A 22,583-nucleotide genomic window follows, 5' to 3' on the forward strand; every position below is an offset into this window, starting at 1 on the left:
GCCCTGCGCGCGTCTCCTACCGGGATTGTCCCAGCAGCCGGCACGACGCACCCGACGGTGCGGGCGGCGCGGGGCCGTGGGCCCGTCCCGGCTCACGCGGCGGCCGCGGCGGCCCCGTCCAGCTCCAGCCGTACGTCCACCACGCCCTCGACGGCGCCGACCGCCCGCGCCAGCAGGGGCACCAGCGCGCGGCCCGGCAGCGGGCCGCGCAGGGTGACCACCCCGTCCCGCACGGCCACCTCCAGGGTCCCGCCGGGAACGAGCTCGTCCAGCACGAGGCCGCGGACCTCCTCCGCGAGCTCCTCGTCGGGCCGCAGGAACACCTTCAGCAGGTCGCTGCGGCTGACCACGCCCTCGAGCATGCCGATGTCGTCCACCACGGGCAGCCGCTTGACGCGCTTGCGGGCCATGATCCTGGCCGCCTCCGCGAGGGTGGCCCCCGGACGCACGGTGACCGCCGGGCTCGACATGAGGTCCGCGGCCAGCACCGCGCCCGCCTTCGAGGCCTCCTCCAGCTGGTCGGGCAGTACGGGCTGCTCCCGCCGGAACTCCTCCTTCGGCAGCAGGTCCGCCTCAGAGACCACGCCGACGACGCGGCCCTCGCCCTCCAGGACGGGCACCGCGCTGACCTTCCACTGGTGCATGATCTCGACGATCTCCTTGTACGACGCCTCCCGGCCGATGGCGACCGCGGTGTGCGTCATGACGTCGCTGACGGTGTAGGGCGCTGCGGACATGACCGGCTCCTTCGCGGTACCGAGGGTCACAGCGGGCTGCCGCTGCCGTGCCTCCAGTCTCGGCGGCCCGACCCGTCGTCCGCGTGGGTCCAGCGGTCCCGACAGGGGCCTGACCGGCCCATGCCCGGACGCCTGCCGCACGGCGATCCTGACAGCGGACGGTCGGACCGACCGCCCACCCCGCCGACCCGGGAGGCGAGCCATGTACGGGAACGGACACGACATGGACGGGTGGGGATGGTTCGCCACCTCCCTCACCACGCTGCTCCTCCTGGCCCTGGTCGTCATGGTGGCCGTCTACGTGCTCCGCCCCCTGACCGGGGACGGTGCGCGTCCGCGCGACCCCGCCGCTCCCGAACCGGAGCGCGACGCGGCACCGGACGCCGAGCAGCTGCTGGCGCAACGGTTCGCCCGGGGGGAGATCGACGACGGGGAGTACGCCCGGCGGCTCGAGGTGCTGCGGGCGCACCCGACCCGGCGCGTGCCGCTGTGACCGGCGCGACGTCCGCCGGGCCGGGCCGGGCCTCAGGTGCGGTTCAGGGTCAGGCCGAGGCGGGCGATGGTCATGGTCCGGTCGGTGACGACCACGTCGGTGTCGGTGAAGCGGGCGGACCCGAGGAGGTCCTGGACGAGGCCGCGCAGCAGCGGGTGTTGGGCGCCGGGGCCGTCGAGGACGGACTGCGGGACCTCGACGGTGCCGTAGAAGCGGCGGGGCTGCGCGGTGAGGCCGGCGGCCCGGGCGCTCTGGCGGAGCCCGTCGACCGTGTGCAGCGTGAGCCGGAGCTCCTCGTCACCCGCCCGCAGGAGCAGGCGCGTGTCCTCGACCGCGACGTCGAACGCGTCCACGCGGGCGGTCATCCCTCCCTGTGCGCCGGCATAGTCGTAGGGCGAGGGCGGCGCGAGCGTGTCCGCGGAGCGGTCCTCGGCGGTGTTCCGGAGGAGGCGGCCCTGCAGGGGCCGCCCCGTCGCCGTGAAGGTCCACCGGGACGCGGTCAGGGACTTGTGCCAGTACCCGGTGAAACCGTGGTCCCGGCCCTCGACGCGCAGTTCGCGGGCGTCCGAGCCCCGGCCGGTCTTGTGCACGGAGATCCGGTCGGTGAGCTCGCCGGCGGCGGGGACCTTGGGCTGGCGGACCCAGTCGGGCGCCGGCAGCTGGATCTTCGGGAACGCGGCCCCGCGCTGGTCCTCGTAGGAGTAGCCGAAGAACACCCGGTCGGAGCCGGAGATGTCGAAGTCGTACAGCCGTGTGTACAGGTCGCCGTAGCGGTTGACGACGAACGAGGTGGAGGCCGCGGTGGACAGCGCCACGGCCTGGAAGCGGCCGCGGTGCGGGGTGGCCATCTCGTAGCTGTGGTCGGCGGGGAGCCAGGGGTCCACGTACGTGATGCGGCTGCCGTCGGCGCTGAGCGCGAAGACGTGGGAGACCTTGGCGCCGCCGACCGGGTGGTCGTTGCCGGCCGTGTCCCGCCACACCCGGTCCTCGCCGGGGGAGAGCACCGACCAGGTCCAGCGGGTCGAACCGTAGGGGACGGTGTTGCCCTCGCCCAGCCACAGCGGGGCGCCGTACCGGTACGTCCAGTTCCACGTCCAGGGCGCGTTGAGGGCGTGGTCCATCGTGTAGATGCGGCCGTCCTCGTCGAGCGCGACGAGCTCGTCGTCGTCCACGGAGATGCCGGTGACCCGGCCGGCCAAGCAGTCGGGCAGGGCCATCGCGCGCCAACCCCCGGTGGCGGCGGCCTCCTTGACGTACGTCCGGCCCTCGCGCAGGGCGAAGGACCAGCGCCGGTTGAAGGTCTCCGTGGTGCCGCGCAGAGGGACCTGCGGGGGCAGCTCGACGGTCGCGGGCGGCAGGGCGGACAGGCCGAGGGTGCTGTCGCCGGGCACGAGGTCGGCCAGTCCTGCGGTGCCGACCGGCCGGCACGGGCCGTTCGCGGCCGCCGCACCCCCGGGGGCGAGGACGCCCACGGCCAGGACGGTGGCGGCCAGTGCGTGACGCAACACGTCAGATCCACCCCAGGCAGATGAAGACGACGACGGCGAGGGCGTCCAGGCCCAGCAGCGTGCCGACGGTGAGCGCCTTGGTCCTGACCCGGGGCATGTCGTGGACCCAGTAGCTCACCCAGAAGAACGGCAGGTATCCGAACAGCCAGACGAGCAGCGGCATCCGGGCCTGCCACCAGGGCCACTCCCAGGTGAGGGCGCCCATCGAGTTGAGGACGACCTCGACCCCTACCGCGGCCGCGGCGCCGACCCCGGCGAGCAGCCAGCGGTTGGGCACGCCGAGCACCCGCAGCTCCTTGTCGGCCGGCAGCAGCTTGGCCGCGACGACACCGAACACCGCGAACATGAAGCAGATCTCGATGTTCAGCCCGATGAGGATCAGATAGGCCGAGTCCCCGCCCGGCGCGCCCCACACGGGGGCGCGGCCGGTGAAGTGGAAGACCAGGGCGTTCCAGATCTCGTTGAACCAGTCCATGCCCCAGAACGCCAGGCCCGCGAAGAGCACGTTCCAGTTCCGCCGCTCCACCTCGACGGCGTACACGTACAGGACGATCAGCAGGAGCGGTATGACGTACCACTGGAAGGCACCCGTGTCACGCAGGTGCTCCAGCGCGGTGCGGGAGGCGTCGGTCACTGAAGCGGACTCCTTGCTCGGCCGGGAGCTGGAGTCTGTCAGCGGGTCACCGAAAAGGTGAAGGGCCGTCAACATTACTTTTTAGTAATGTCGATGGTGCGGCGGCGCGGGGGGCTGGATCAGCGGTATTCGCAGAAGTAGGCGGTCTCGACCGCCACCGTGAGCCGGAACGTGCTGTTGCCCGCGACGTCGAAGTGGCCGCCGGCGGCGAACGTCTCCCAGGCGTCGGTGCCGGGGAGCTGCACGGTCAGGGCGCCGCTGACCACGTGCATGGTCTCGGGGGCGGACGTCCCGAACTCGTACTCACCGGGAGCCATGACGCCGATGGTCGCGGGCCCCTCCTCCTGGGTGAAGGCGATCGACTTGACCGAACCGTCGAAGTATTCGTTGACCTTGAACACGAGAGTCCTTCCGGGCGTGGGCGGAGCGGGGCGGCCGGCGCGTCGCGGGCTGCCTCCGGCGAGGCGCAAGGCTACCGGAGGCGACGTTCCGGTTCCGGCGCGGCGATGAGTCCGCGGCCGCCCGGAGGTCTATCTCTATGACGGACGGAACCGACTCACCGGGAGTGCGCCATGGGGCTCATCCACATCGAGATGTTCGCGACCCTCGACCTCGTCGGGCAGGCGCCCGGCGGCCCGGACGAGGACCCGGTGGGGTTCCCGTTCGGCGGCTGGCAGGCACCGCTGCTCGACGAGGTCGCCGGGGCGCAGATCGGCGCCGCGTACGAGGGCACGGACGCCCTCCTGCTCGGCAGGCGGACGTACGACATCTTCGCCGCCTACTGGCCCCACCAGGAGGGCGGCGAGGACAACGAGATCGCCACGCTCTTCAACGGCGTCCCGAAGTACGTCGCCTCGCGCGGCACGCCCGACCTGTCCTGGGCCGGGTCCACGCAGCTCGGCCCGGACCTGGCCGGCGCGGTGCGGGAGATCCGTGACCGGCACGAGCACATCAAGGTCGTCGGCAGCCTGAACCTCGTGCAGACCCTCCTGCGCGAGAAGCTCTTCGACCGTCTCGACCTCTGGCTGCACCCGATCGTGCTCGGCGTCGGCAAGAAGGTGTTCGACGACGGCGCCGTGCCCACCAACGTCACGCTCCTCGCACCCCCGGTGGCCAGCCCGAAGGGCACCGTGTACCTGCGCTACGGGCTCGCCGACGGCACGCCCGTCACGGGGGACATGAGCGCACCCGATCGTGGTCTCGGAGGCGATGCCTGACGGGGGCGTCGCGGGCCGTGCGGGCGCCGCCGGCCGGTGGCCCGGCGCGGCGGAGCCCGCTCGTCGTACGGACGTCCGGACTACCGGGCCCCGTTCACCGGGGCCCGGTACGGCCGCCGCTGCCGGCGGACCGGCTCACCTGGTCTGCGTGGCGACGCTCACGCCGCTGAAGTCCTGCGCGGCGGCGAGGCTGAAGTACACCCAGCCGGACGGCGGGTCGTCGATCGTCAGGGTCTCGCCGTTGCCGGCGGCGGTGGACTTCGCCCGGTAGCTGCTGGTGGTGGCCCAGCTGCCGCCGCCGTAGTACAGGTCGGCGTTGCCGGTGCCGCCGCTGCTGGTGATGGTCAGCTGCTTGACGCCGGCCGGCAGGTACAGGAAGTGGTAGCTGTAGTTGCCGGTGCTGGCGGAGAGGCCGTCCCGGCGGCAGTTCTGGTCGAACTGGCGCGGGTCGCCGAAGGTGCAGGGCGGGGTGGTGGGGGCCTGCGGCAGCGGGCCGCAGTCGTCGGTCGCGCAGGTGGTCGCCAGCCAGCTGGCGAAGCCGGCGTCGTAGCCGGTGCCGATGGTCTGCTTCAGGAAGGCGCGGGCGCCGTTCCAGTCGCCGGTGCGGTACTTGCCGAGCACGGTCTGCACGTCGGCGGGGTGCGCCTGGAGCATGTAGCGGACCGCGAGGAAGCCCCAGCGGTAGACCCGGTTCGAGTTGACCGAGGGGTCCCCGTCCTGGTCGTAGACGGTGTCGAACAGGTCGCTGAGCCGGTAGGTGTTCCGGCGGGCCTCGGCGATCGCGTCGGCGTTGCGCTCGTTGCGGTAGCCGAACGAGATGTTCTCGGCGATGCCCTCGACCCACCAGATGGTCGGCGTGGTCAGGCCCGCCTCGAAGTCGCCGGCCATGTCGTAGCGGCCGTCGAGGTAGTGGGTGTACTCGTGGTTGAGGTTCCAGATCTGGAAGGCCGGGCGCAGCCAGTCGGCCTCGTGGGCGATGAAGCGGGCCTGGTTGCCGGGAGCGGCCGGGTTCCCCTCCTCGTACATGCCGCCGTTGTCGACGTCGATGTCGTAGACGGCCCAGGCGTACAGCGCGTACTGGGTGTAGTCGTCGAAGACCACGACCTCGAGATCGGTGTTCACGTCACCGGGGATCGCGCCCTTGTCGCCGATGATCCGGTGGAAGTAGGCGTCCTGGTTGACCAGACTGGTGCAGGTGCCGTCCAGCTGGCCGGGGGACATGTCCTGGGCGCGGATCCGCAGGTCCGGCGTGCAGGTGTGCTGGATGGGCAGGACCGCCGGGAGCACGCGGGCGCCGAGGTCGCAGATGCCGTAGGCCGCGCAGTTGTTCCGGTCGTACTCGCGCGTGTACCAGCCCAGGTTCATGGTGATCGGCGCGGTGGGGCCGACGTTCGGGTAGCGGTTGATCAGGTCCTTCAGCAGCGGGCGGACCCGGTCCTTGAGCTCGGGGACGTCGAGGGCGTAGCCCAGGTAGCGGCCGACGTTGCTGACGACGTCCAGGCGGTTCAGCTGCGCGCCGTTGCGGGTGATGAAGCCGGCCCAGGTGGTGAGGATCGTGGGGTCGGCCTTCAGTGCGGCCCGCCAGCCGCGGCCGTCGTTCTTGGCCTTGAAGCCGTTCTCGACGACCCACTCGACGTGCTGCATCGCGAGGTTCATCTGGCCCGGCCAGGTGGCGTCGTAGCTGCCGAGCATCCACTTCACGACGGCGGCGTACCGGCCGGCCGCGTGGGTGCTGTCGATCAGCGTGACGACCTCGTTGAAGATCTCGCCGTTGGCGTCCGTGACGTCCCTGCTGTGCGGGGCGGCGAAGAAGGCGTCCAGCGCGCCGAGCGCCGCTGCGTCGAGCGCCGTGCCGTAGTCGCCGACGACGTCCGCGTGGTTGTCCTGCACGTAGTAGCCGGCGCGCAGGAACAGCACCAGCTGTCCCACGGCGGTGCGGTTGTCGCCCGCGTAGGAGCCGGAGGCGTCGCGCAGCGCGTGGGCCACGGTCACCATCTGGGCCTCGCGGAAGGCCCTCCGCGCGTTCTCCCCGGTGAGGCCGAACAGCGGGTAGGTGCAGGTGATCCGGGGGAGGGCCGTGAGCTGCTGGACCAGGGCCGGGCCCGTCGCATTGATCACGCCGGAGAGGTCGCCGCACTCGTCCCCGGCCACGGCCGAGGACTGCTTGCCGGCCTTCGTGGGCCGGGCGGGCTCGGCGACCTTGGTGGTGGGGGCGGGGACGGGGCCGGACTCCTCGGTGCCGTCCTGCGCCGAAATGTGGAAGCGGGAGCGGTGGTTCGTCGCGTCGGGCGACTTGGGGACCGGGATCGACCGCGGCGCCGCGCTCGCGGCTTCGCGTGCGTGCGTGCCGGCCGGGGCCGCGGTGCCGACGGAGGCGGCCTGGCTCTGCGGCGTGAGCAGGCCGAGCGCGATGAAGACGGCCGCGCCGAGCGCAGGAAGTCTGCGCGCGCGGGTGTGCGATATCCGGAAGGGCTGCATCTGTGGGGGCCTCCGGGGCCGTTGTGGCCGCGTGCTGGGGACACGGGCCGCCGATGTGTGACATGTAAAATTTCACATGTCGCATTGCTCCGGAAGACTTCTGGTCAGATTGCCGGCCGCCGCAACGGAAACGTTGTCAACTTCCGTACTGCGCAGCCCCGGACGCGCGTGATCGGGGCGGGGCGGGGCGGGGACCGGGGCGGCACAACGGACGCGGGCCCGTCCCCGGTTGCCACCGGTGGACGGGCCCGCTCGCTCGCTCCTCGCGGCACGGCGGCCGCCGGACTCAGAGCACGTTCTCGTAGATGTTCCAGCCGGTGCCGAACTTCACCCGGGCGGCGAAGGTGGCGGTGCCGGCGTTGCCGGTCGAGGTGTGCAGGTACACGCTGCGCGGTGTGCGCCGTGCGCACGGGTTCGGGCAGGATGCGGTCATGGCGGAACGGGAGAGCACGGCACCGGAGGAGTACGACGTGGCGTCCGAGGAGGGTGTCCCCGCGGGGTGGACGGTCAGGGTCCTACGGGCCGTCGACCGGAGTGCCGTGCCCTGGAAGAACGGCGGCGGCGTGACCCGGGAGATCGCGGCGTGGCCCGAGGGGGCGGGCATGGACGACTTCGTCTGGCGGGTCAGCCTCGCCGACGTCGCCGCGGACGGCCCGTACTCGGTCTTCCCCGGTGTGGACCGCACGCTCACCGTCGTCGAGGGGAACGGCATCGAGCTCACGGTGGGCGGTGTCCGCCACCGGCTGGCGGAGCGGTACGCGCCGCGGGACTTCCCGGGTGACGTCCCCACGGACTGCCGCCTCCTGGACGGTCCGGTCGTGAACTTCAACGTGATGCACCGCCGGGGCGGCGCGCCCGCCGGCACGGCGGTCGTCCGCGGCACCTCGTCCCTCTCCGCCGGGTCGCACGAGATCCTGCTCGTCGTCGTCCTGGCGGGCCGGGCGGAGCTCGACACCAGGGGCCGGACCCTCGCCCTCGCGCACCACGACGCCGCCCTGCTCGGCGCGTCCGCCGTGGGCACCCTGCGCAGCCCCGGCACCACGGCGGTGGTACGCCTGCCGATCGGCGGCCCGGACCGGCCCCCGGGGGCCGGCGCGGTCTGAACGGGTGCCGGGCACCGCGAGAGCGCCGTCCGGGGCGCATTCCCCGATGCCGGCCGGGGCCTCAGTCGGCCAGCTTGTCCTGCAGCTTCTCCAGGAGCCGCCGCTTGATCTCCCGCTTGATCTCCCGCTTGACCGTCGCACTGTCCGTGCCGCCGACATCACCGCACGTGACGGTCGTGGTGCCCTGGTCGGCGACGAATTCGGCGATGTCCCCCGGGTCGAGTCTGACGATCTGCTGCGGGTCGTCCGCGGTCGCCCCCATGGCGGTCGCCGGCAGCGCGACACCGGCGCCCACCAGCACCAATGACGACACGGCCAGGACGGTGCGACGGATCCGGAAGGGCTTGGACATGGCAATTCTCCATTCGTAGCAAAGGCTGCCTGGGTTCTCCTCAAAGAGATCACGTGCGGGAACGCGACGTCATGCCACGCACATGCGGGACTTGACGCCCAGGACTCCGCCGTCCGGCCCATCAAGGGCACCGGCCACGACGCCGAAGAGGATCAGGCGGAGTCGTCCCACCCCCGCGTTCCGGTACGCCTCCGCGCCCCACGCCGTCCCGATGGCGGCGGTCCCCCACCCCGGCCGCCGAGGCCCGGAGGAGATCCTGCATGCGCGCCTTCCTGCCCTTGACCGCTGCCGCCACCGCCGCGCTCCTGCTCACCACGCTCACCGGCGCGACCCCCGCCGCGGCGGACCGGAGCCCCGACGGCGCAGCGCTGACCAAGGTCTCGCACGGCGACCCGTACGCGCGCTGCACCATCGGCGCGAGGTCCCCCGACAGCGTCGTCTACCCGGGCACCGAGGTCGAGCCGTACGTGTCCGTCGACCCGCGCGACCCCAAGCGCGTGGTCACCGCGTTCCAGCAGGACCGCTGGAACGACGGCGGCGCCCGCGGCCTGGTGGCGTCCTGGACCACGGACGGCCGCACCTTCCGCCGCAGCACGCTGCCGTTCAGCCTGTGCGCCCCGGGCGGCGCGGACTTCGAACGGGCCACCGACCCCTGGGTGAGCACCGGACCCGACGGCACCGTCTACGCCGGCGGGGAGGGCGTCGACTTCGTGAAGAGCACGCGCAGCGGCCTCCTGGCCGCCACGTCCCGCGACGGCGGCCGCACCTGGCAGAACCTCACCACCACGCACGTCGACGAGCAGCCGTTCTTCAACGACAAGCCCTCGCTCACCGCCGACCCGGTCCGCAGGGGCACCGCCTACCAGGTCTGGAACCGCCTCGACAGCCACCCGCCCGGATCCGGCTCCCTCGACGGGCCCGGCTACATCTCCCTCACCCGCGACGGCGGCCGCACCTGGAGCGAGGCCCGGCGGTTCGTCGACACCAGCGCCGTGCCCAACACCCAGACCATCGGCCACCTGATCGTCGTGGACCGGCGCACCGGCACCCTGTACGACTTCTTCGACCAGATCACGTTCGCCGACGACCTGACCACCGTCCTCGACGCCCACTACGCGGTCGTCACCTCCACCGACGCCGGGGAGACCTGGAGCGCCCCGGTCACCGTGGCCCGGGACACCTCGGTACCGGAGGTCGACCCGAACGACCCCACCAAGCTGCTGCGCGCCGCGGCCACCCTGCCCAGCCCGGCCGTCGACCCGAGGACGGGCACCCTGTACATGGCCTACGAGGGCTCGGACTTCTCCGCCGGCAGCTTCGACGCCGTCCAGCTGGTGCGCTCCACCGACGGCGGCCGTACCTGGGGGTCCCCCGAGCTGATCAGTCCCGAAGGCGTGCCGGCCTTCTCGCCGTCCATCGCGGTCGACGGACGGGGCACGGTCGCCCTCACCTACTACGACCTGCGCTTCCTCAAGCCGGGCGACACCACCACCCTGCCCACCGCCTACCAGCTGGCCACGCTGCCGCACGGAAACCCGCAGCGCCGGACCGAGCGGCGGATCTCACGGGTCTTCGACTGGCTGCAGGCGCCGTTCGCCGGGGGCTACTTCCTCGGCGACTACCAAGGGCTGGTGGCGGACGGGAGGGGCGTGCGGGCCGTGCTGACCCAGACCCACTCCGGCGCGCCACAGAACCGTACGGACGTGTACACCGCCAGTCTCCCCACCCGGTGACCGGCCCGACAGACCTGGAGATCCACGCGTGTCGACACTGCTGGTCCGCACCGATTTCGACCACCCGGAGGCCTGGGAGACGCTGTGCCAGACGCTCGAGACGCCCACGGCCGACGGGTTCCACGCGGACGTCGTGACCGTCGACGACCCCGCGTACCGCGGCCTGACACCCGAGCAGGTCCTCGACCGGGCACCCGAGGCCGCCGCGGTCCGTCTGGTGGCCGTCGCCGACACCGCCGCCCTCAGCACGGCCGAACTGCCGCTCCTGATGATCGACGTCGGCGCGGAGCAGCCCCGGAGCCTGCGGGTCATCGCCGCAGAACTCTGGTCGGTCGACAACAACCTCTCCCAGGCCGCCATGGACTACGAGGAGTTCGCCGACGCGGCCGACGAGAGCGGCGTCTTCCGGGGCTTCCGGGGCTTCTGACCGACGCTCACCGCACCGTAGGGTTCCGACCCGTCCCGTCCGTCGATGCCGCCGGAACAGGAGCACGCCCATGCGCCTCTACGCCCAGACCCGAGCACGCCTGTGCCGCCAGGTGCTGGCCGACGTGACGGCGGTGGTCCTGGTGGCCCTCGCGGTGTGGTTCGCGCTGGCCGTGCACGACGCGATCATGCTGCTGGCCGAGCCGGGCAAGAAGGTGGAGGACGCCGGCGGAAGCCTCGCGTCCGGCCTCGGCGACGCGGGGGACGCAGCCTCGAACGTACCGTTCGTCGGGGACGTCCTGAAGAAGCCGCTGCAGGCCGCCGCCGAGGCCAGCGACGGGCTCTCGGACGCCGGGCAGTCGCTGCAGGACCTGGTGGGCCGGGTCGCCGACCTGACCACGTTCGCCCTGATCTTCTTCGCCGTGGCGTTCGTACTGGTGCTCTGGCTTCCGCCGCGCGTGCGCTGGATCCGTCGCACCGCCCGGATCCGCACCCTGCTCGACGCCCCCGGCGGCGCCGACCTGCTGGCACTGCGGGCGCTGACCGGGCCGGTGAAGGACCTGGCCGCGATCCCGGTGCCGCCGGGGGGACTCGCCGACGCGTGGCGGCGCGGCGACGAGCGGGCCATCAGTGACCTCTCCCGGGCGGCCCTCAGGCGGGCCGGTCTGACCGCCTGAGCACGCCGCGCCGGGCGCGGGGCGGTGCCGTCGGGCGGTGGCGGTCGCCGGCTACGAGGAGAGCCCGCCGGCGCCGGCGGTGAGGACCCTGCCGCGGATGGTCGTGTCGCCGCCGTCCGCCATGTCCGCCCACGACAGGAACACCCTGCCCGGATCGCCGTTGCCGAACACAGCGGCGGCGCTCAGGTGGAAGCGGTTGCCGTTCGTGCCCGAGCTGGCCTGGACCTGGGGCCCGATCTCGAGCGCGGTGTCCGAGCAGAGTTGCGCCTTCACCGTCGGCACGGTCTGGAACGTGTCCGCGCTCTTCTCCACCCAGGCGAGGACGAACTGTCCCCCCGGCAGGGCCGTGAGCGCCGGCCAGCTCCGGTGGAAGTGCTGCGCCGAACCCGCGGAGGCCCTGAGGAGGACCTCGCCGCTCGCCGGATCGATGACGCTGGCCGCGGCCGTGGTCTGGAGGACCCCGAGGTCGCTCGGCACCGTCGATCTGATGTGGGCGGCGACGAAGCGCCCGTTGTCGAGGGCCGTCAGCGCGCTCCGCCCCGTGAAGCCCGTGAGGTTGGGATGCATCTCGCCGGTCCGCGGCGTGCCGTCGAACTCGAAGACGCGGTAGATGAGTCCGCCGCCGCCCACCGGGTCCCCGTTCGTCCAGGCGACGACGTAGTCCCCGTTGCTCAGGAGCGTCACGGCCGCGTCGCGGTGGAAGGCCGGGGTGGTGTTCACGGCGACCTCGGGGCCTGCCTTCTGCCCCTCGGGACCGAAACGCTGCGCGCGGATGCGCGCCTGCTGCCCGGCGCCCGTCCAGGTGACGAGGCAGCCCCCGTCGATCATACGGGTGACCGTGGGCGGGAATTCGCGGTCGATGTCGGCGGTGCTGACCTGTACCGGGGGCCCGGCGGGCTGCCCGTCGAGGAAGCGCCGCAGCACCACCACCGGGGTCGGCGGGGGCAGGTTGAAGGGTTGTTCGATCCACGCCGCGAAGGTGCTGTTGCCGACGGAGTCCAGGAAGGGCCACTGCCGGTTCGTGTTGCCGCCGGCCGGGGTCGCCGTGCTGGCGAGGAACTCCGTCCCCACCTTCGCACCGGCGACGTTCACCCGCTGCCCCTTGATGCCGGCGTCGCCGTCGTCCGCCCAGAGCGCTGTGAACAGGGCGCTGCTGTTCACCCCGTCGGCGCAGGGCTGCGACTGGCCCCCGACGACTGACGTGTTCACGATGAAGTCACCCATGATCGTCCTCCTGTGTTCCCGTTCCCGGACTCCGTGCTCCACCCGGCACGGCCTTCCCCAGCACAGCCGCGCCGCAGTGTGCCCGCAATCCGACGGCGGCCATCCAGGGGCGGCACCACCGCCCGTCGGTCCCGTCCGACCGGTGCGGGAGTCGGCCCGGGAGCGGCACGACGTCGGGGCGGCGGTGCCGGATAATCGATCATCCGGTGGTGGGGTGGGGCACGGTCGTGCGGCGTCCGGTGAGGGACGGGACCACTGCCGGGTCAAGGTGTGGGAGAAGCGCATGGGGCTGCTGGTCACGTCGGACGCCGTCGAGGCGCGGGCGCACAGGTTCGACTGGTTCTGCGAGACGGTGTCCAACGACGTGATGCCCGTCATGCTCAGCACCCGCCGTGCGGCCGACTTCCAGGCGGACGTGACGTACCTGGACCTCGGCGTGGTGGGCCTGTCCGTCGTGACGTCGTCACCCGTGATCTCGCGCCGCACCGCGGCCCATGTCCGGCGTGGCGATCCCGAGCACGTGCAGCTGGCGCTCATCACACAGGGCGCGGTCCGGATCTCGCAGCGCGACAACGAGTCGGTGGTCGCCGGGGGCCTCGTGCTCACGGACACCTCGCGACCGAGTGGCGGGGCGTGCACGGCCGAGCGGACCGAGACGGTGATCATGCAGATCCCGCGTCAGGCCCTGCCGCTGAACTCGAACCGGGTGGACCGCCTCCTCGGACAGGGCCTGGCCGCGGACGCGGGGACCGGAGCGATCCTCGCCGACTTCCTGAAGACGCTGGTCGCACGCGGCCCGGGCTGCCGCCCGGAGGAGCTGCGGGCGATGGGGACCGTCGCCCTCGACGTGGCAACCGCGTTCCTCGCCCAGCAACTCGGCGACCCCGGTGAGGCGCCGGCCGAGGCCCGGGCGCAGGAGACGCTGCAGCGGATCCACCGTTTCATCGAGAACAACCTGGGCGACCCGGACCTGACGCCCCGGGCCATCGCCGAACGGCACAGCATGTCCCTCCGGCGCCTCCACACCCTCTTCGGCGACCAGCCCCTGACCCTCGCGGCCCACATCCGCCGAACCCGGCTGGCGCGCGCCCACTCCGAGCTCGCGCGCGAGGACCTGAGCGGCCAGCCCGTTCAAATGATCGCGAACCGCTGGGGCTTCTCCAGCGCCGCCGCCTTCAGCCGGGCGTTCCGGGACGCGTACGGCATCACCCCCACCGAACACCGGGTGCTCTCCCGGACCGCCGCACACCTCGGCGGACGGTCGCTGCCGTAGCCCGCGGCACCTTCCGGGAGCGCGAGCCGGGCGGGTGCGGTTCAGCCGGGAGTACGAGCGGCTGCCGACCCGCGCCCCGGCCCGGCCGGCGCCAGCACGGCGGACGCGAGGTGTTCGCGGAACCAGCGGTGCCCCGGGTCCGCCGCGTTCCGCGGGTGCCAGGCCATCCCGAGGTCCAGGGGCTCCAGGTCGAGGGGAACCGGGAACGTCCGCAGGCCCATGGCCGAGATGGTGCCGGGAAGCCAGTCGGCCAGGCTGAGCGCGACGAGGTCGGTGTCCCGGGCGAGCATCATCGCGCTCGTGTGGCTGGGCACGACGACCGCGGTACGACGGCGCAGTCCGAGTTCGGCGAGCGCGCTGTCGATGGGCCCGAGGCGCTTGCCGAGGCGGGAGATGCCGATGTGGTCGGCCGCGGCGAAACGACGGGCGTCGATCCGCCCGTCGAAGAGGGGATGCCCGCTGCGGGCGACGCCGACCAGCGGCATCCGGGCGAGCTGCCGGGTCCGGATCTCCGGGTCCAGGTGTCCCAGGACGCCCAGTTCGACGTCCACCGAACCCTGCCGCAGCCCGGGACCGCCCTCCAGCGCCTCCGGCAGGAAGACGACGTCCACCTGCGGGGCCTCCGCGTGGATCCGCTCCATCAGGCTCCCGGCCACGCCCGCCAGGAGCAGGTCCGTGGCCTGCACGGTGAAGGTGCGCTGCAGGTGCGCGGCGTCGAACCCGGCACCGGGCCGCAGCACGTCGTCGCAGCTGCGCAGCAACGCGCCCACCTCCTCGCGGAGTTCCACGGCGCGCGGGGTCGGGACCAGCCCCTGACCGGCTCGGACCAGCAGCGGATCGCCGACGGTGCGGCGGAGCCGGGCCAGGGTGCGGCTGACCGCCGCGGGCGAGGTGCCGAGGCGCTCGGCGGCGCGGGTCACGCTGTTCTCGTGGAGCAGGGCGTCCAGGACGCGCAGTAGGTTGAGGTCCATCAACGAGCCTCCTGAGCTGGGTTCTTGCACGTGCGGCAATGATTGGTTGCCCATCTTTGCATTGCTGCCGCAGTCGCCGGCACCGGAGAGTGGAGACGCCCGCGAAGACGCGTGGCATTCCCGCTTCGCCCCGTTCAAGGAGCCGCTGTGCAGCAGTCCCCCCGTACCGGTCGAGAGGGCGACGTACTCGCCGTCGTCAGTCAGAGCGGACCGACGGTCTCGTTCTTCGACGCCGCCTCCGACCGGCACCTCGGCGTGGTGCAGGTCCCCGCCGAGCCGCACGAGTTGTGCTACGACCCGACGCAGCGACTGCTGTGGTGCACCCTGACGTACCACTCGGGCTACTACCACGCGAACGGCGGCCGGCGCACCGAGCTGGCCGTCATCGATCCCGACAGCCGCCGCATCGTCGAGGTCGTCGACCTCGCCCCGGAACACGGACCGCACGGGCTGGCGCTGGACACGGCGCGCGGGCGGCTCTACGTCAGCGTGGAGGCCGGGCAGGACCGGCCCGGCGGGGTCGTGGTGATCGACACGGCGACCCGCCGGCCCCTCGGCCGGATCGACACGGACGCACCCGGCCCGCACTGGTTCGCGATCGACCCGGCCGGGCGGACGGGCTACGCCACCAACAAGGAAGCGCCGTTCGTGTCCGTCGTGGACCTCGAACGGGGCGTCCTCACCGCCAAGGTCGAGGTCCCGGGGAGCGAGGGGCTCGCCGTGTCCGCCGACGGCGCCCACGCCTTCGTCGCCGCGCCGTACGGCAACTTCTCCGCCGGCGCCGAGGGGCGGCCGGCCCCCGGAATCCGCGTCGTCGACCCCCGGACGGCGTCCGTCGTGGACACCCTGCCCACGGAGAACGTCATCCTGCCGGTGCACCTGACGTCGACGGGCAGGCTCCTCGCGGGCGAGCTGCGCATGACGGCCGACCCGGGGGCGCAGCTCGGACGCCACGCCCCGGGCCGCCTCACCGTGTTCTGCGCCGACACCCGCAAGCAGCTCGGCCAGGTCGAGGTCGGACTCTTCCCGCTGACCATCACCTCCTCTTCCGACGGCCGGCTCGGCTACGTGTCCTGCGTCGTCTCCTCGACCGTCGACGTCGTCGACCTGGAAACGCTGGAGCGGCTGGCCCGGCTGGACATCGCCAAGCTCGGCGAACCCGGCGCCCACGGCCTGGCCTACGTCCCGCGCCCCGCCTGACCGCTCGACCGCCCGACCGTCCGCCCGGTCCGACGGGGCAGGGCGGTGAGTGGCGGGACCTCTTCCCGCACCTGACCTGGCGCCCCTCGTGCGGTGCGTAGCCGCTCCGGGGCGTCGGCCGGGGCGGCACGACGGGTGATCCTGCGTCGGCTCCGTGCGGCTCCCCGGTGCGGTCGCGGCCCTCGCGGGACCGTGTGCTGGCACGGTGGGGACGAGTCGGTCCGACGACGTCCGGGGGATCCATCATGACGAGCGACAGCCACACGACGTTCGGTGCCGGTCGGGACCTCTTCGACATTCCCGACCACGTCGCCTACTTCAACACCGCGTCCCTCGCACCCACCCTGCGGGCCGCCCGCGACGCGGGCGACGCTGCCCTGCGCAGGCGCGCCCAGCCGTGGCGCATCCGGGCCGCCGACTGGTTCGACGGGGCGGAGGAGCGCAGGGCGCTCTTCGCCGGGCTGATCGGGGCGACCGCCGACGACATCGCCCTGGTCCCGGCGACCAGCTACGGCCTCGCGGTCGCCGCCGCCAACCTCACCGCGCCCGTCGGAAGCCGCGTCCTGGTCCTCGACGGCGAGTACCCCTCCGGCATCTACACCTGGTGGCGGTTCGCCGAACGGACCGGGGCCTCGCTCCTCACCGTCCGGCGGGACGGCGGCCGGACGTGGACCGAGGCGGTCCTCGGAGCCCTGGACGAGACCGTGGCCGTGGTCTCGGTACCGCAGGTCCACTGGACCGACGGGGCCCTGCTCGAGCTGGAACCGGTCGCCCGGGCCGCCCGGGCGGCCGGGGCCGCGTTGGTCGTCGACGCGAGCCAGTCGGCCGGAGCCATGCCGCTCGACACGCGCGTGCTCCGCCCCGACTTCGTCGTGAGCGTCGGCTACAAGTGGCTCCTGGGACCCTTCGGGCTCGGCTATCTCTACGCGGCTCCCGAGCACCAGCAGGGGCGGCCGTTGGAGGAGAACTGGATCCTGCGCGCGGGCTCCGAGGACTTCGCCCGGCTGGTCGACTACCGCGCGGACTACCAGCCCGGCGCCCGCCGCTTCGACGCGGGCGGCCGGACCGCGTTCGAACTCACCCCGATGGCCACCGCCGCCCTGCGGCAGCTGTCGGCCTGGACCGTTCCCGCCGTCGCCGAAGCCCTGGCGGCCGTCACCGCCCTCATCGCCGCCGAGGCCCGCGAACGGGCGCTGCCCACCCCCGTCCCGCGCGGACCGCACATGCTGGGCATCACCGTCCCCGAAGAACTGCGGGGGCGCGTGGTGGCGGAGCTGGCGGAGGCGGACGTGTTCGTGGGGGCCCGCGGCACGTCGATCCGCATCAGCCCTCATCTCCACACCACCCGCCGGGACGTCGAGCGACTCTTCGACGTCCTCGACGGCGCCCTCGCGCGGCCCCGCGGTTGATCCGCGGTCGATCCGCGGACGGGGCGTGCGGACCCCGACCCCCGTGCGGGCCCGCACGCCCCGGCGGCCGCGCCCCCGCGCCGGCGGGGGCGGGGGCGCGGGGTACGGGGTCAGTCGACCGCGACGGTGTTCTGCGCGGCGCCGACGCGCCAGGCGCCGTCCTCCTTGACCAGGACGTAGAACGGGCGGCCCTCGGGCCGGTCGGCGATCCGGCTGCCGTCGTGGTGGACCGGCCGCTGGCGGACGTTCACCGCGGCGACGTCGGGCCGCAGGAACAGCACGCGCTCGACGTCGTAGACGGCGGTGGACTCGATCATCGCGCCGGGCAGCACCTTCCGGGTGAAGGTGTCGATCTCCTCGAAGCCCGACAGCCGCTTGCCGTGGCCGGTGGTCCACACCGGGTCCTGCCGGCGGAAGACGCCCAGGAACCGGTCGACCAGCTCGTTCTGCTGGGCGTGCTCGACCTCGGCGACCAGGAGGCGGATCGCGGCCACCTCGGCGTCCGTCTCCGGGCCGTCGGGGGCGCCGAACACCTCGACCGGCCGGTACGAGCCCGACACCAGCTCGGCCACGACGCCCGGCCGGACCGGCCGCCAGCCGAGGGCGGTGCGGGCGGCGGCGCCGCTGACGCTCTGGTCGAGGGCGAGCGCGTCCGCGAAGAGCGGGCCGAAGACCTCGGCGGCCTGCGCGACGGGCACCGCCTGCGGGGCCGCGAGCACCCCGGCGGCGCGGCCGGCGGCCCGGGCGATGTCGCGGACCGGTACGGCCGGCTCGCCGACGCCGTGCCACACGGTCCCGGCCTCGGCCCGCTCGACGGCGGCCACGAACAGCTCGGCCAGGTCGTCCACGTGGACGGTCGGCCAGCGCACGCCCTCCTCGCCGTAGTGCTCCGGCACCCCCTGCTCGCGGGCCCGGTCGACCAGGATGGCGGGGATGCCGCCGCCACGCCCGTACACGATGCCGGGCCGGACGACGACCGCGCGCACGCCCTCGGCGACCTCGGCCAGCACCCGCTGCTCGATCCGCGGGCGGTAGCCGACGATGTCGATCGGGTCGGTCGGGGCCCCCTCGCCGACCTCCTGGTCCTCGCCGGTGGCGCCGAGCACCCAGACGCCGCTGGTGTAGACGAACGGGCGGCCGGTGCCGCGCAGCGGAGCGGCGAGCGCCTCGACGACGGCGGTGTCCACGTCGGCGTCGCCGCTCGGGGGAGCCAGGTGGATCACGGCTTCGATCTCCGGTGTCACCGCGTCGGCCAGCGAGGCCGGGTCGGCGGTGTCGCCGACCACCTGGGCGTGCCAGCCCCGGCCGGGCTGCGGCGCGGAGCTCCGGGTGAGTGCGACGACCTGGTGGCCGGCGGCGGCGAGGTGGTCGGTGACGGCGGAACCGATGTAGCCCGTGGCGCCGGTGAGCAGAACCCTCATGACAATCCCCCTATGTCGAAAAGTTCGATGTCGAAACCGTAGATCGCATGGGTCGCCGATGTCAAACATTTCCATGTCGAGATGTTAGGCTCGGGGCATGACAGAGCAGCAGCCGCAGCGCGACGGCGTCGACCGCATCACCGCACAGTGGCGCGCGGTCCGCCCCGACCTGGACACCTCTCCCATGGCCGTGATCGGCCGCCTCTCCCGTGCCTCGCGCCTGCTGGAACGCGGGATCAAGGAGAACCTGACCGTCCACGGGATCGAGCCCTGGGAGTTCGACGTCCTGGCCACCCTGCTGCGCTCCGGCCCCGGGCACGTCCTCACCGCCGGCGAGCTGAGCTCCGCCGCGATGGTCAGCTCCGCGGCCCTCACCAACCGCATCGACCACCTCGTGGGGAAGGGCCTCGTCGACCGGGCCGTCGACCCCGCCCACCGGCGCCGCGTGCTGATCTCCCTGACCGACGCCGGCCGGGAACTGACCCACCGCCTCGTCGAGCACCACCTCGCCGGCGAGGAACGCCAGCTCGCCGGGCTCACCACCGCCGAACGCGACCAGCTCGCCGGCCTGCTGCGCCGCGTGCTCCTCACCCTCGGCGACCACGGCGAGGACCCCGACCGGCGGTAGCGGCCGGTCCGCCGCCCCGCCGGGCGGGGGAGCGGGCCCGGTTCAGGTCACCGCCGTCCGGGCGCGGCGCACGCCCGGGCGGCGTCGAGTTCGTCCGACCAGGCGGGCCCGGGGAAGGCGCTCCCGTACAACCGGGCGCAGGTGCGCTGGTGTTCGGCGTACGCGGCGCGCAACCGGGCGGCGTAGTGCGCGCACAGCGCGCTCGGCGGGGCGGTTCCGCGCGCGGCCGCGTCGACGACGGCCGCGGCGAGGATGCCGGTACGCAGGGCCTGCGCGGTTCCGGTGCCGCTGAGGGGGTCGTACCGGATGGCTCCGGCCCCCACGATCAGGCGGCCCGGGACGTCCCCGACGGGCGCCGTCGCGGGGGACGGGTGCAGCTGCGGGGCGGCCGGCACGGCGACGGCGGACCGGGGCGGGCGGCGCAGGAGCGCACCGAGGCCGGTCTCGGCGGCCAGGCGGGCCAGCAGGGCGACGGGGTCCCCGGCCGGACCGGGCACCATCGCCTGCACGAGCGCGGCGCCGCACCCCAGCGGGGTGAGGTGCGCCCAGCCCCCTTCGGCGGTGCCGAGGACGGCGGTGCGCTCGTCGGCGCCGGCGCGCAGCGGGGCCGTCCCGGCCAGCAACCGGCGGCGCCCGGCGACCCGTACGGGCTCCGGGGCGCACACCGGAACGGGGGACGGGACCGGGGGCGGGACGGCCGGCTCGGCGGGTGGCCCGGCCGGCTCGCCGTCGGTCGGCGTGCGGCTCGTCGAGGAGCCCACCGGCGACCGGTCCGCGCGGGCGGCCACCACCCAGCCGGGCGGGTCCTCCTCCGGATCCGCCGGACTCGGTTCCGTGTCGTGCTCCGCCAGCCGCTCCCGCATGCGGAGGGCCACGTCGACCCCGTCCACCACCCGGCCGGGCTGCGTGAACCGGGCCGGCGGCCCTTCGCCCCAGCGCACCTGGCGGTGCGTCACCTCCCAGGTCCCGTCGAGGAGTCCCGGACCCCACAGGGAGTCCAGCAGTTCCAGGGCCGGCCCGGTGAGCAGCAGCGGCCGCGGCCCCGTCGTGCCCGGCCCTGCCGCACCCTGCCCTGCCGCACCCTGACCTCCCGTGCCCGGCCCGGGCGGCGGCAGTCGGACCCGGTGCCCTAGCCCGGCCAGCAGCCGGGCGCAGGTCAGCTCGGCCAGTCCCGCCCCGCCGATCTCGACGGGGCCCCTCATGCCTGGAGGTCCAGCACATCCAACAGGGCTGCGGTCTCGATCTGCTGACTGTTCGCCATGTCCCGCAGGTCTCCGTCGAGTTCGCGAATGGCGCTGAGGGCCTGGATCGCCGCGACGGCCGCTTCCCTGGTGGCCTGGCCGTTGGCGAGCTCCGGCGGCATCCCGCCCGCGTCCGGCCCGAAGGCCGGCGGCAGGGTGAAGCGGGGCGCGATGCCGCGGGACGCGAGGAGGTGGTTGATCTCGTGGAGGTTCTCCATCGTGACCCGGGCCTGGCCGATCAGCAGACCACCGGCCTGGTCGCCGAGTGCGAAGGTGGCCCGGAGGGTACCGAGCAACGCCGCGTAGTACCGGTCGCTGAGGTCGAGCAGCGTCCGGCCCAGCTGGTCCTGGGCGCCGGGCCGCCGCAGCGGGCGCAGGTACACGAGGGGATCGAGGCCCGCCAAGTGCTGCTTCACCGCGGTGAAACGACGGAAGTGCTCCTCGCCCTCGTCGATGACGAGCTTGATCAGATGGGCCAACCTGTCGGCCTCGGGGAACACGTCCGGCTGCTTGACGATGCTCCGGTGAAGCTGGACGTACATGCCGTCGAGGCCGGTCCCCACCTGCTGGCTGGGGGCCTCCACGTCGATGAACCACTGCAGTTGCGCGGGGGTCATCGGGCGGAGCTCGAAGGGATGGACCGTGTCGCGCACGATCTCCGCCGCCCGCCCGACGACGGGCGCCTCGCCCAGGGTTCCGAGGGCCTCGTTGACCCAGCGCAGGTGCCGCATCTCGTCGACCGCGACCTCGAACACCTCGAAGGCCGCTGCGTGGATCCGCCGCATCAGCCGGCTCGCCGACTCCGGCAGCTCCCTGGGCGCGTTGAGCGTGTAGTGCGCGTACAGGTACTCCACGCTCAGGGCGTGCTCGACGGTCGCCAGTCCCTTGAGCTTGCTGATCACGGTCGCACGGTCCAGCAGCGGGACGTCGGGCGGCGCCGGGTTGCCGATGCCGTCGTCCTCACGGCCGTTGAGCACCACGGGCAGCACGCTCCAGTCGCTGATCATCCGGGCGTACCCGAACTCCAGCCGCCTGCGCGGACCGCCGAGGTCCCGCGCGTCCGTGTCGAGGTCCGGGACCGGTGTGCGGTCCGCGCGCAGGTAGTTCATCTGCGGGATGCTCTCGTCGGCGTTGCTGGCGACGTCGGGTTTCGACGCGGCCCAGTAGAAGCAACCGCAGTCGCGGAAGTCGTACTGCCAGGGGGCGCACAGGCTGCGGGTGAGGTCTCCGGGCTGGTAGGCCTCCGGGTCGATGACCCCGTTCTCGTCCAGGTAACGGGCCCGGTCAGAGACCAGCACGGCCAGCTGGAACCGGCCGTCCGGGGCACGGCGGACGAAGCTCTCGCCGCGCATGCGCAGCGCGTTGAGGTTGCCGACCGCGGCGGCTCCGAGCGTGGCGACGGACGTCTGGCGCCCGAGCAGGAGCACGGCGATCCGGCCGGGCAGCAGGTCGTGCACCTGACGCCAGACGTCCAGGCCGCCGCGTTCCCGGCAGTCGACCGGCTCCAGGTGGGCGTCGGTCTGGTCGACCCGGGTCCGCCCGCACAGGGCCCCGATGAAGACCTGGTTGTCGCCGGTCAGGTCCGCCGTGGTCAGCCCTTCGGCGGCGGCGACCCCGCCGGTGACCTCCAGCGCCCGCGAACCGTTGTAGCGGTGGAAGTCGAAGAGCATCCCGGGGAAGAAGGCCTTGTCGAGGTTGCGCTGGTCGAACTCGAGCCCCGGGAAACAGTTGTCGACCCCGCTCTCCGGGCGGGTGTTGGCGGGGTTGCCGCGTACGACGTGGTCCGCCCGGGCGGTGAGGTTGCGCGGGAGGATCTTCCCCGCGGGAGTCGGCAGGTCGGGCATGGACGGGCTCCTTC

The 22,583-nt window shown here is 73.3% G+C and carries 22 protein-coding genes; 10 read left to right on the top strand and 12 right to left on the bottom strand.

All coding sequences use genetic code 11. From position 1 onward, the window contains the following. Positions 1-92 precede the first annotated feature (92 nt). Positions 93-737 (bottom strand): CBS domain-containing protein, encoded by a 645-nt coding sequence (locus ACIQCH_RS00230; RefSeq protein WP_402576253.1) that lies wholly within the window; start codon positions 735-737, stop codon positions 93-95. Positions 738-939: 202 nt separating this feature from the next. Here ACIQCH_RS00230 and ACIQCH_RS00235 point away from each other — a divergent pair, with 202 nt between their 5' ends. Then, entirely contained in the window at positions 940-1,230 is a 291-nt protein-coding gene (locus ACIQCH_RS00235; RefSeq protein WP_402576255.1) for an SHOCT domain-containing protein, read from the top strand. Positions 1,231-1,262: 32 nt separating this feature from the next. Here ACIQCH_RS00235 and ACIQCH_RS00240 read toward each other — a convergent pair whose 3' ends face one another. The 3 genes from ACIQCH_RS00240 to ACIQCH_RS00250 form a co-directional block, all read right to left on the bottom strand. Then, positions 1,263-2,738 (bottom strand): hypothetical protein, encoded by a 1,476-nt coding sequence (locus ACIQCH_RS00240; RefSeq protein WP_402576257.1) that lies wholly within the window; start codon positions 2,736-2,738, stop codon positions 1,263-1,265. 1 nt (position 2,739) lies between these two features. Further along, positions 2,740-3,372: a hypothetical protein gene (locus tag ACIQCH_RS00245; RefSeq protein WP_402576259.1), complete on the bottom strand. Its 633-nt coding sequence runs from the start codon at positions 3,370-3,372 to the stop codon at positions 2,740-2,742. Between the two features lie 119 nt (positions 3,373-3,491). Beyond that, complete coding sequence (locus ACIQCH_RS00250; protein WP_402576261.1) at positions 3,492-3,773, bottom strand: pyrimidine/purine nucleoside phosphorylase; 282 nt, start codon at positions 3,771-3,773, stop codon at positions 3,492-3,494. A 171-nt stretch (positions 3,774-3,944) separates the two neighbouring features. Between ACIQCH_RS00250 and ACIQCH_RS00255 the strand changes: the two genes are divergently transcribed. Continuing rightward, on the top strand, positions 3,945-4,589 hold the full coding sequence (locus ACIQCH_RS00255; RefSeq protein WP_402576263.1) for a dihydrofolate reductase family protein: 645 nt from the start codon (positions 3,945-3,947) through the stop codon (positions 4,587-4,589). 135 nt (positions 4,590-4,724) lie between these two features. On the opposite strand, the gene ACIQCH_RS00260 is transcribed toward ACIQCH_RS00255, so the two are convergent. Next, positions 4,725-7,067, bottom strand: coding sequence for a collagenase (locus ACIQCH_RS00260; protein WP_402576265.1), 2,343 nt, complete (start codon positions 7,065-7,067; stop codon positions 4,725-4,727). A 286-nt stretch (positions 7,068-7,353) separates the two neighbouring features. Then, positions 7,354-7,500 carry a hypothetical protein gene (locus tag ACIQCH_RS00265; protein WP_402576267.1) on the bottom strand — a complete coding sequence of 49 codons (147 nt, stop codon included), beginning with the start codon at positions 7,498-7,500 and terminating at the stop codon, positions 7,354-7,356. Here ACIQCH_RS00265 and ACIQCH_RS00270 point away from each other — a divergent pair. Then, the gene (locus tag ACIQCH_RS00270; protein WP_402576269.1) at positions 7,499-8,170 is read left to right on the top strand and encodes a HutD family protein; all 672 of its coding nucleotides are present in this window, start codon (positions 7,499-7,501) and stop codon (positions 8,168-8,170) included. The two genes, ACIQCH_RS00265 and ACIQCH_RS00270, sit on opposite strands and share 2 nt — an antisense overlap. Before the next feature lie 61 nt (positions 8,171-8,231). Here the strand turns inward: ACIQCH_RS00270 and ACIQCH_RS00275 are convergent, their stop codons facing one another. Next, positions 8,232-8,522: a hypothetical protein gene (locus ACIQCH_RS00275; RefSeq protein WP_402576271.1), complete on the bottom strand. Its 291-nt coding sequence runs from the start codon at positions 8,520-8,522 to the stop codon at positions 8,232-8,234. Positions 8,523-8,782: 260 nt separating this feature from the next. Between ACIQCH_RS00275 and ACIQCH_RS00280 the strand changes: the two genes are divergently transcribed. The 3 genes from ACIQCH_RS00280 (at position 8,783) to ACIQCH_RS00290 (ending at position 11,358) form a co-directional block, all read left to right on the top strand. After that, positions 8,783-10,255, top strand: a complete 1,473-nt coding sequence (locus tag ACIQCH_RS00280; protein WP_402576273.1) for a sialidase family protein — start codon at positions 8,783-8,785, stop codon at positions 10,253-10,255. Between the two features lie 28 nt (positions 10,256-10,283). Continuing rightward, positions 10,284-10,682 carry a DUF6924 domain-containing protein gene (locus ACIQCH_RS00285; protein WP_402576275.1) on the top strand — a complete coding sequence of 133 codons (399 nt, stop codon included), beginning with the start codon at positions 10,284-10,286 and terminating at the stop codon, positions 10,680-10,682. Positions 10,683-10,752: 70 nt separating this feature from the next. Next, the gene (locus ACIQCH_RS00290) at positions 10,753-11,358 is read left to right on the top strand and encodes a hypothetical protein (RefSeq protein WP_402576277.1); all 606 of its coding nucleotides are present in this window, start codon (positions 10,753-10,755) and stop codon (positions 11,356-11,358) included. Between the two features lie 51 nt (positions 11,359-11,409). Here ACIQCH_RS00290 and ACIQCH_RS00295 read toward each other — a convergent pair whose 3' ends face one another. After that, a complete protein-coding gene (locus ACIQCH_RS00295) occupies positions 11,410-12,582 on the bottom strand; it encodes a hypothetical protein (protein WP_402576279.1) in 1,173 nt (390 codons plus the stop codon). A 283-nt stretch (positions 12,583-12,865) separates the two neighbouring features. Between ACIQCH_RS00295 and ACIQCH_RS00300 the strand changes: the two genes are divergently transcribed. Next, the gene (locus ACIQCH_RS00300; protein WP_402576281.1) at positions 12,866-13,855 is read left to right on the top strand and encodes a helix-turn-helix domain-containing protein; all 990 of its coding nucleotides are present in this window, start codon (positions 12,866-12,868) and stop codon (positions 13,853-13,855) included. Between the two features lie 41 nt (positions 13,856-13,896). Here the strand turns inward: ACIQCH_RS00300 and ACIQCH_RS00305 are convergent, their stop codons facing one another. After that, a complete protein-coding gene (locus tag ACIQCH_RS00305; protein ID WP_402576283.1) occupies positions 13,897-14,826 on the bottom strand; it encodes a LysR family transcriptional regulator in 930 nt (309 codons plus the stop codon). Positions 14,827-14,973: 147 nt separating this feature from the next. On the opposite strand from ACIQCH_RS00305, the gene ACIQCH_RS00310 reads away from it, so the two are divergent. Together ACIQCH_RS00310 and ACIQCH_RS00315 are read left to right on the top strand one after the other, a co-directional pair. Then, on the top strand, positions 14,974-16,026 hold the full coding sequence (locus tag ACIQCH_RS00310) for a YncE family protein (protein ID WP_402576285.1): 1,053 nt from the start codon (positions 14,974-14,976) through the stop codon (positions 16,024-16,026). A gap of 245 nt (positions 16,027-16,271) precedes the next feature. Further along, positions 16,272-17,435, top strand: a complete 1,164-nt coding sequence (locus ACIQCH_RS00315; RefSeq protein WP_402576287.1) for an aminotransferase class V-fold PLP-dependent enzyme — start codon at positions 16,272-16,274, stop codon at positions 17,433-17,435. A gap of 110 nt (positions 17,436-17,545) precedes the next feature. On the opposite strand, the gene ACIQCH_RS00320 is transcribed toward ACIQCH_RS00315, so the two are convergent. Then, positions 17,546-18,856 carry an SgcJ/EcaC family oxidoreductase gene (locus ACIQCH_RS00320; RefSeq protein WP_402576289.1) on the bottom strand — a complete coding sequence of 437 codons (1,311 nt, stop codon included), beginning with the start codon at positions 18,854-18,856 and terminating at the stop codon, positions 17,546-17,548. 97 nt (positions 18,857-18,953) lie between these two features. On the opposite strand from ACIQCH_RS00320, the gene ACIQCH_RS00325 reads away from it, so the two are divergent. Beyond that, positions 18,954-19,484 carry a MarR family winged helix-turn-helix transcriptional regulator gene (locus tag ACIQCH_RS00325; protein ID WP_402576291.1) on the top strand — a complete coding sequence of 177 codons (531 nt, stop codon included), beginning with the start codon at positions 18,954-18,956 and terminating at the stop codon, positions 19,482-19,484. 47 nt (positions 19,485-19,531) lie between these two features. Here the strand turns inward: ACIQCH_RS00325 and ACIQCH_RS00330 are convergent, their stop codons facing one another. Together ACIQCH_RS00330 and ACIQCH_RS00335 are read right to left on the bottom strand one after the other, a co-directional pair. Further along, positions 19,532-20,686 carry a hypothetical protein gene (locus ACIQCH_RS00330; RefSeq protein ID WP_402576293.1) on the bottom strand — a complete coding sequence of 385 codons (1,155 nt, stop codon included), beginning with the start codon at positions 20,684-20,686 and terminating at the stop codon, positions 19,532-19,534. After that, complete coding sequence (locus ACIQCH_RS00335) at positions 20,683-22,569, bottom strand: ferritin-like domain-containing protein (RefSeq protein ID WP_402576295.1); 1,887 nt, start codon at positions 22,567-22,569, stop codon at positions 20,683-20,685. The genes ACIQCH_RS00330 and ACIQCH_RS00335 overlap by 4 nt, the downstream gene beginning before the upstream one ends. Between the last annotated feature and the right edge of the window lie 14 nt (positions 22,570-22,583).

It is taken from the genome of Streptomyces sp. NPDC093225, from assembly GCF_044753805.1.
Taxonomy (GTDB): domain Bacteria; phylum Actinomycetota; class Actinomycetes; order Streptomycetales; family Streptomycetaceae; genus Streptomyces.

Excerpts from the sequence above, each read along its gene's own strand:
- ACIQCH_RS00335 (WP_402576295.1), bottom strand. The coding sequence starts at position 22,569 with ATGCCCGACCTGCCGACTCCCGCGGGGAAGATCCTCCCGCGCAACCTC.
- ACIQCH_RS00290 (WP_402576277.1), top strand. The coding sequence starts at position 10,753 with ATGCGCCTCTACGCCCAGACCCGAGCACGCCTGTGCCGCCAGGTGCTG.
- ACIQCH_RS00255 (WP_402576263.1), top strand. The coding sequence starts at position 3,945 with ATGGGGCTCATCCACATCGAGATGTTCGCGACCCTCGACCTCGTCGGG.
- ACIQCH_RS00275 (WP_402576271.1), bottom strand. The coding sequence starts at position 8,522 with ATGTCCAAGCCCTTCCGGATCCGTCGCACCGTCCTGGCCGTGTCGTCA.
- ACIQCH_RS00230 (WP_402576253.1), bottom strand. The coding sequence starts at position 737 with ATGTCCGCAGCGCCCTACACCGTCAGCGACGTCATGACGCACACCGCG.
- ACIQCH_RS00260 (WP_402576265.1), bottom strand. The coding sequence starts at position 7,067 with ATGCAGCCCTTCCGGATATCGCACACCCGCGCGCGCAGACTTCCTGCG.
- ACIQCH_RS00330 (WP_402576293.1), bottom strand. The coding sequence starts at position 20,686 with ATGAGGGGCCCCGTCGAGATCGGCGGGGCGGGACTGGCCGAGCTGACC.
- ACIQCH_RS00320 (WP_402576289.1), bottom strand. The coding sequence starts at position 18,856 with ATGAGGGTTCTGCTCACCGGCGCCACGGGCTACATCGGTTCCGCCGTC.
- ACIQCH_RS00265 (WP_402576267.1), bottom strand. The coding sequence starts at position 7,500 with ATGACCGCATCCTGCCCGAACCCGTGCGCACGGCGCACACCGCGCAGC.
- ACIQCH_RS00280 (WP_402576273.1), top strand. The coding sequence starts at position 8,783 with ATGCGCGCCTTCCTGCCCTTGACCGCTGCCGCCACCGCCGCGCTCCTG.
- ACIQCH_RS00235 (WP_402576255.1), top strand. The coding sequence starts at position 940 with ATGTACGGGAACGGACACGACATGGACGGGTGGGGATGGTTCGCCACC.
- ACIQCH_RS00300 (WP_402576281.1), top strand. The coding sequence starts at position 12,866 with ATGGGGCTGCTGGTCACGTCGGACGCCGTCGAGGCGCGGGCGCACAGG.
- ACIQCH_RS00305 (WP_402576283.1), bottom strand. The coding sequence starts at position 14,826 with ATGGACCTCAACCTACTGCGCGTCCTGGACGCCCTGCTCCACGAGAAC.
- ACIQCH_RS00325 (WP_402576291.1), top strand. The coding sequence starts at position 18,954 with ATGACAGAGCAGCAGCCGCAGCGCGACGGCGTCGACCGCATCACCGCA.
- ACIQCH_RS00270 (WP_402576269.1), top strand. The coding sequence starts at position 7,499 with ATGGCGGAACGGGAGAGCACGGCACCGGAGGAGTACGACGTGGCGTCC.
- ACIQCH_RS00315 (WP_402576287.1), top strand. The coding sequence starts at position 16,272 with ATGACGAGCGACAGCCACACGACGTTCGGTGCCGGTCGGGACCTCTTC.
- ACIQCH_RS00295 (WP_402576279.1), bottom strand. The coding sequence starts at position 12,582 with ATGGGTGACTTCATCGTGAACACGTCAGTCGTCGGGGGCCAGTCGCAG.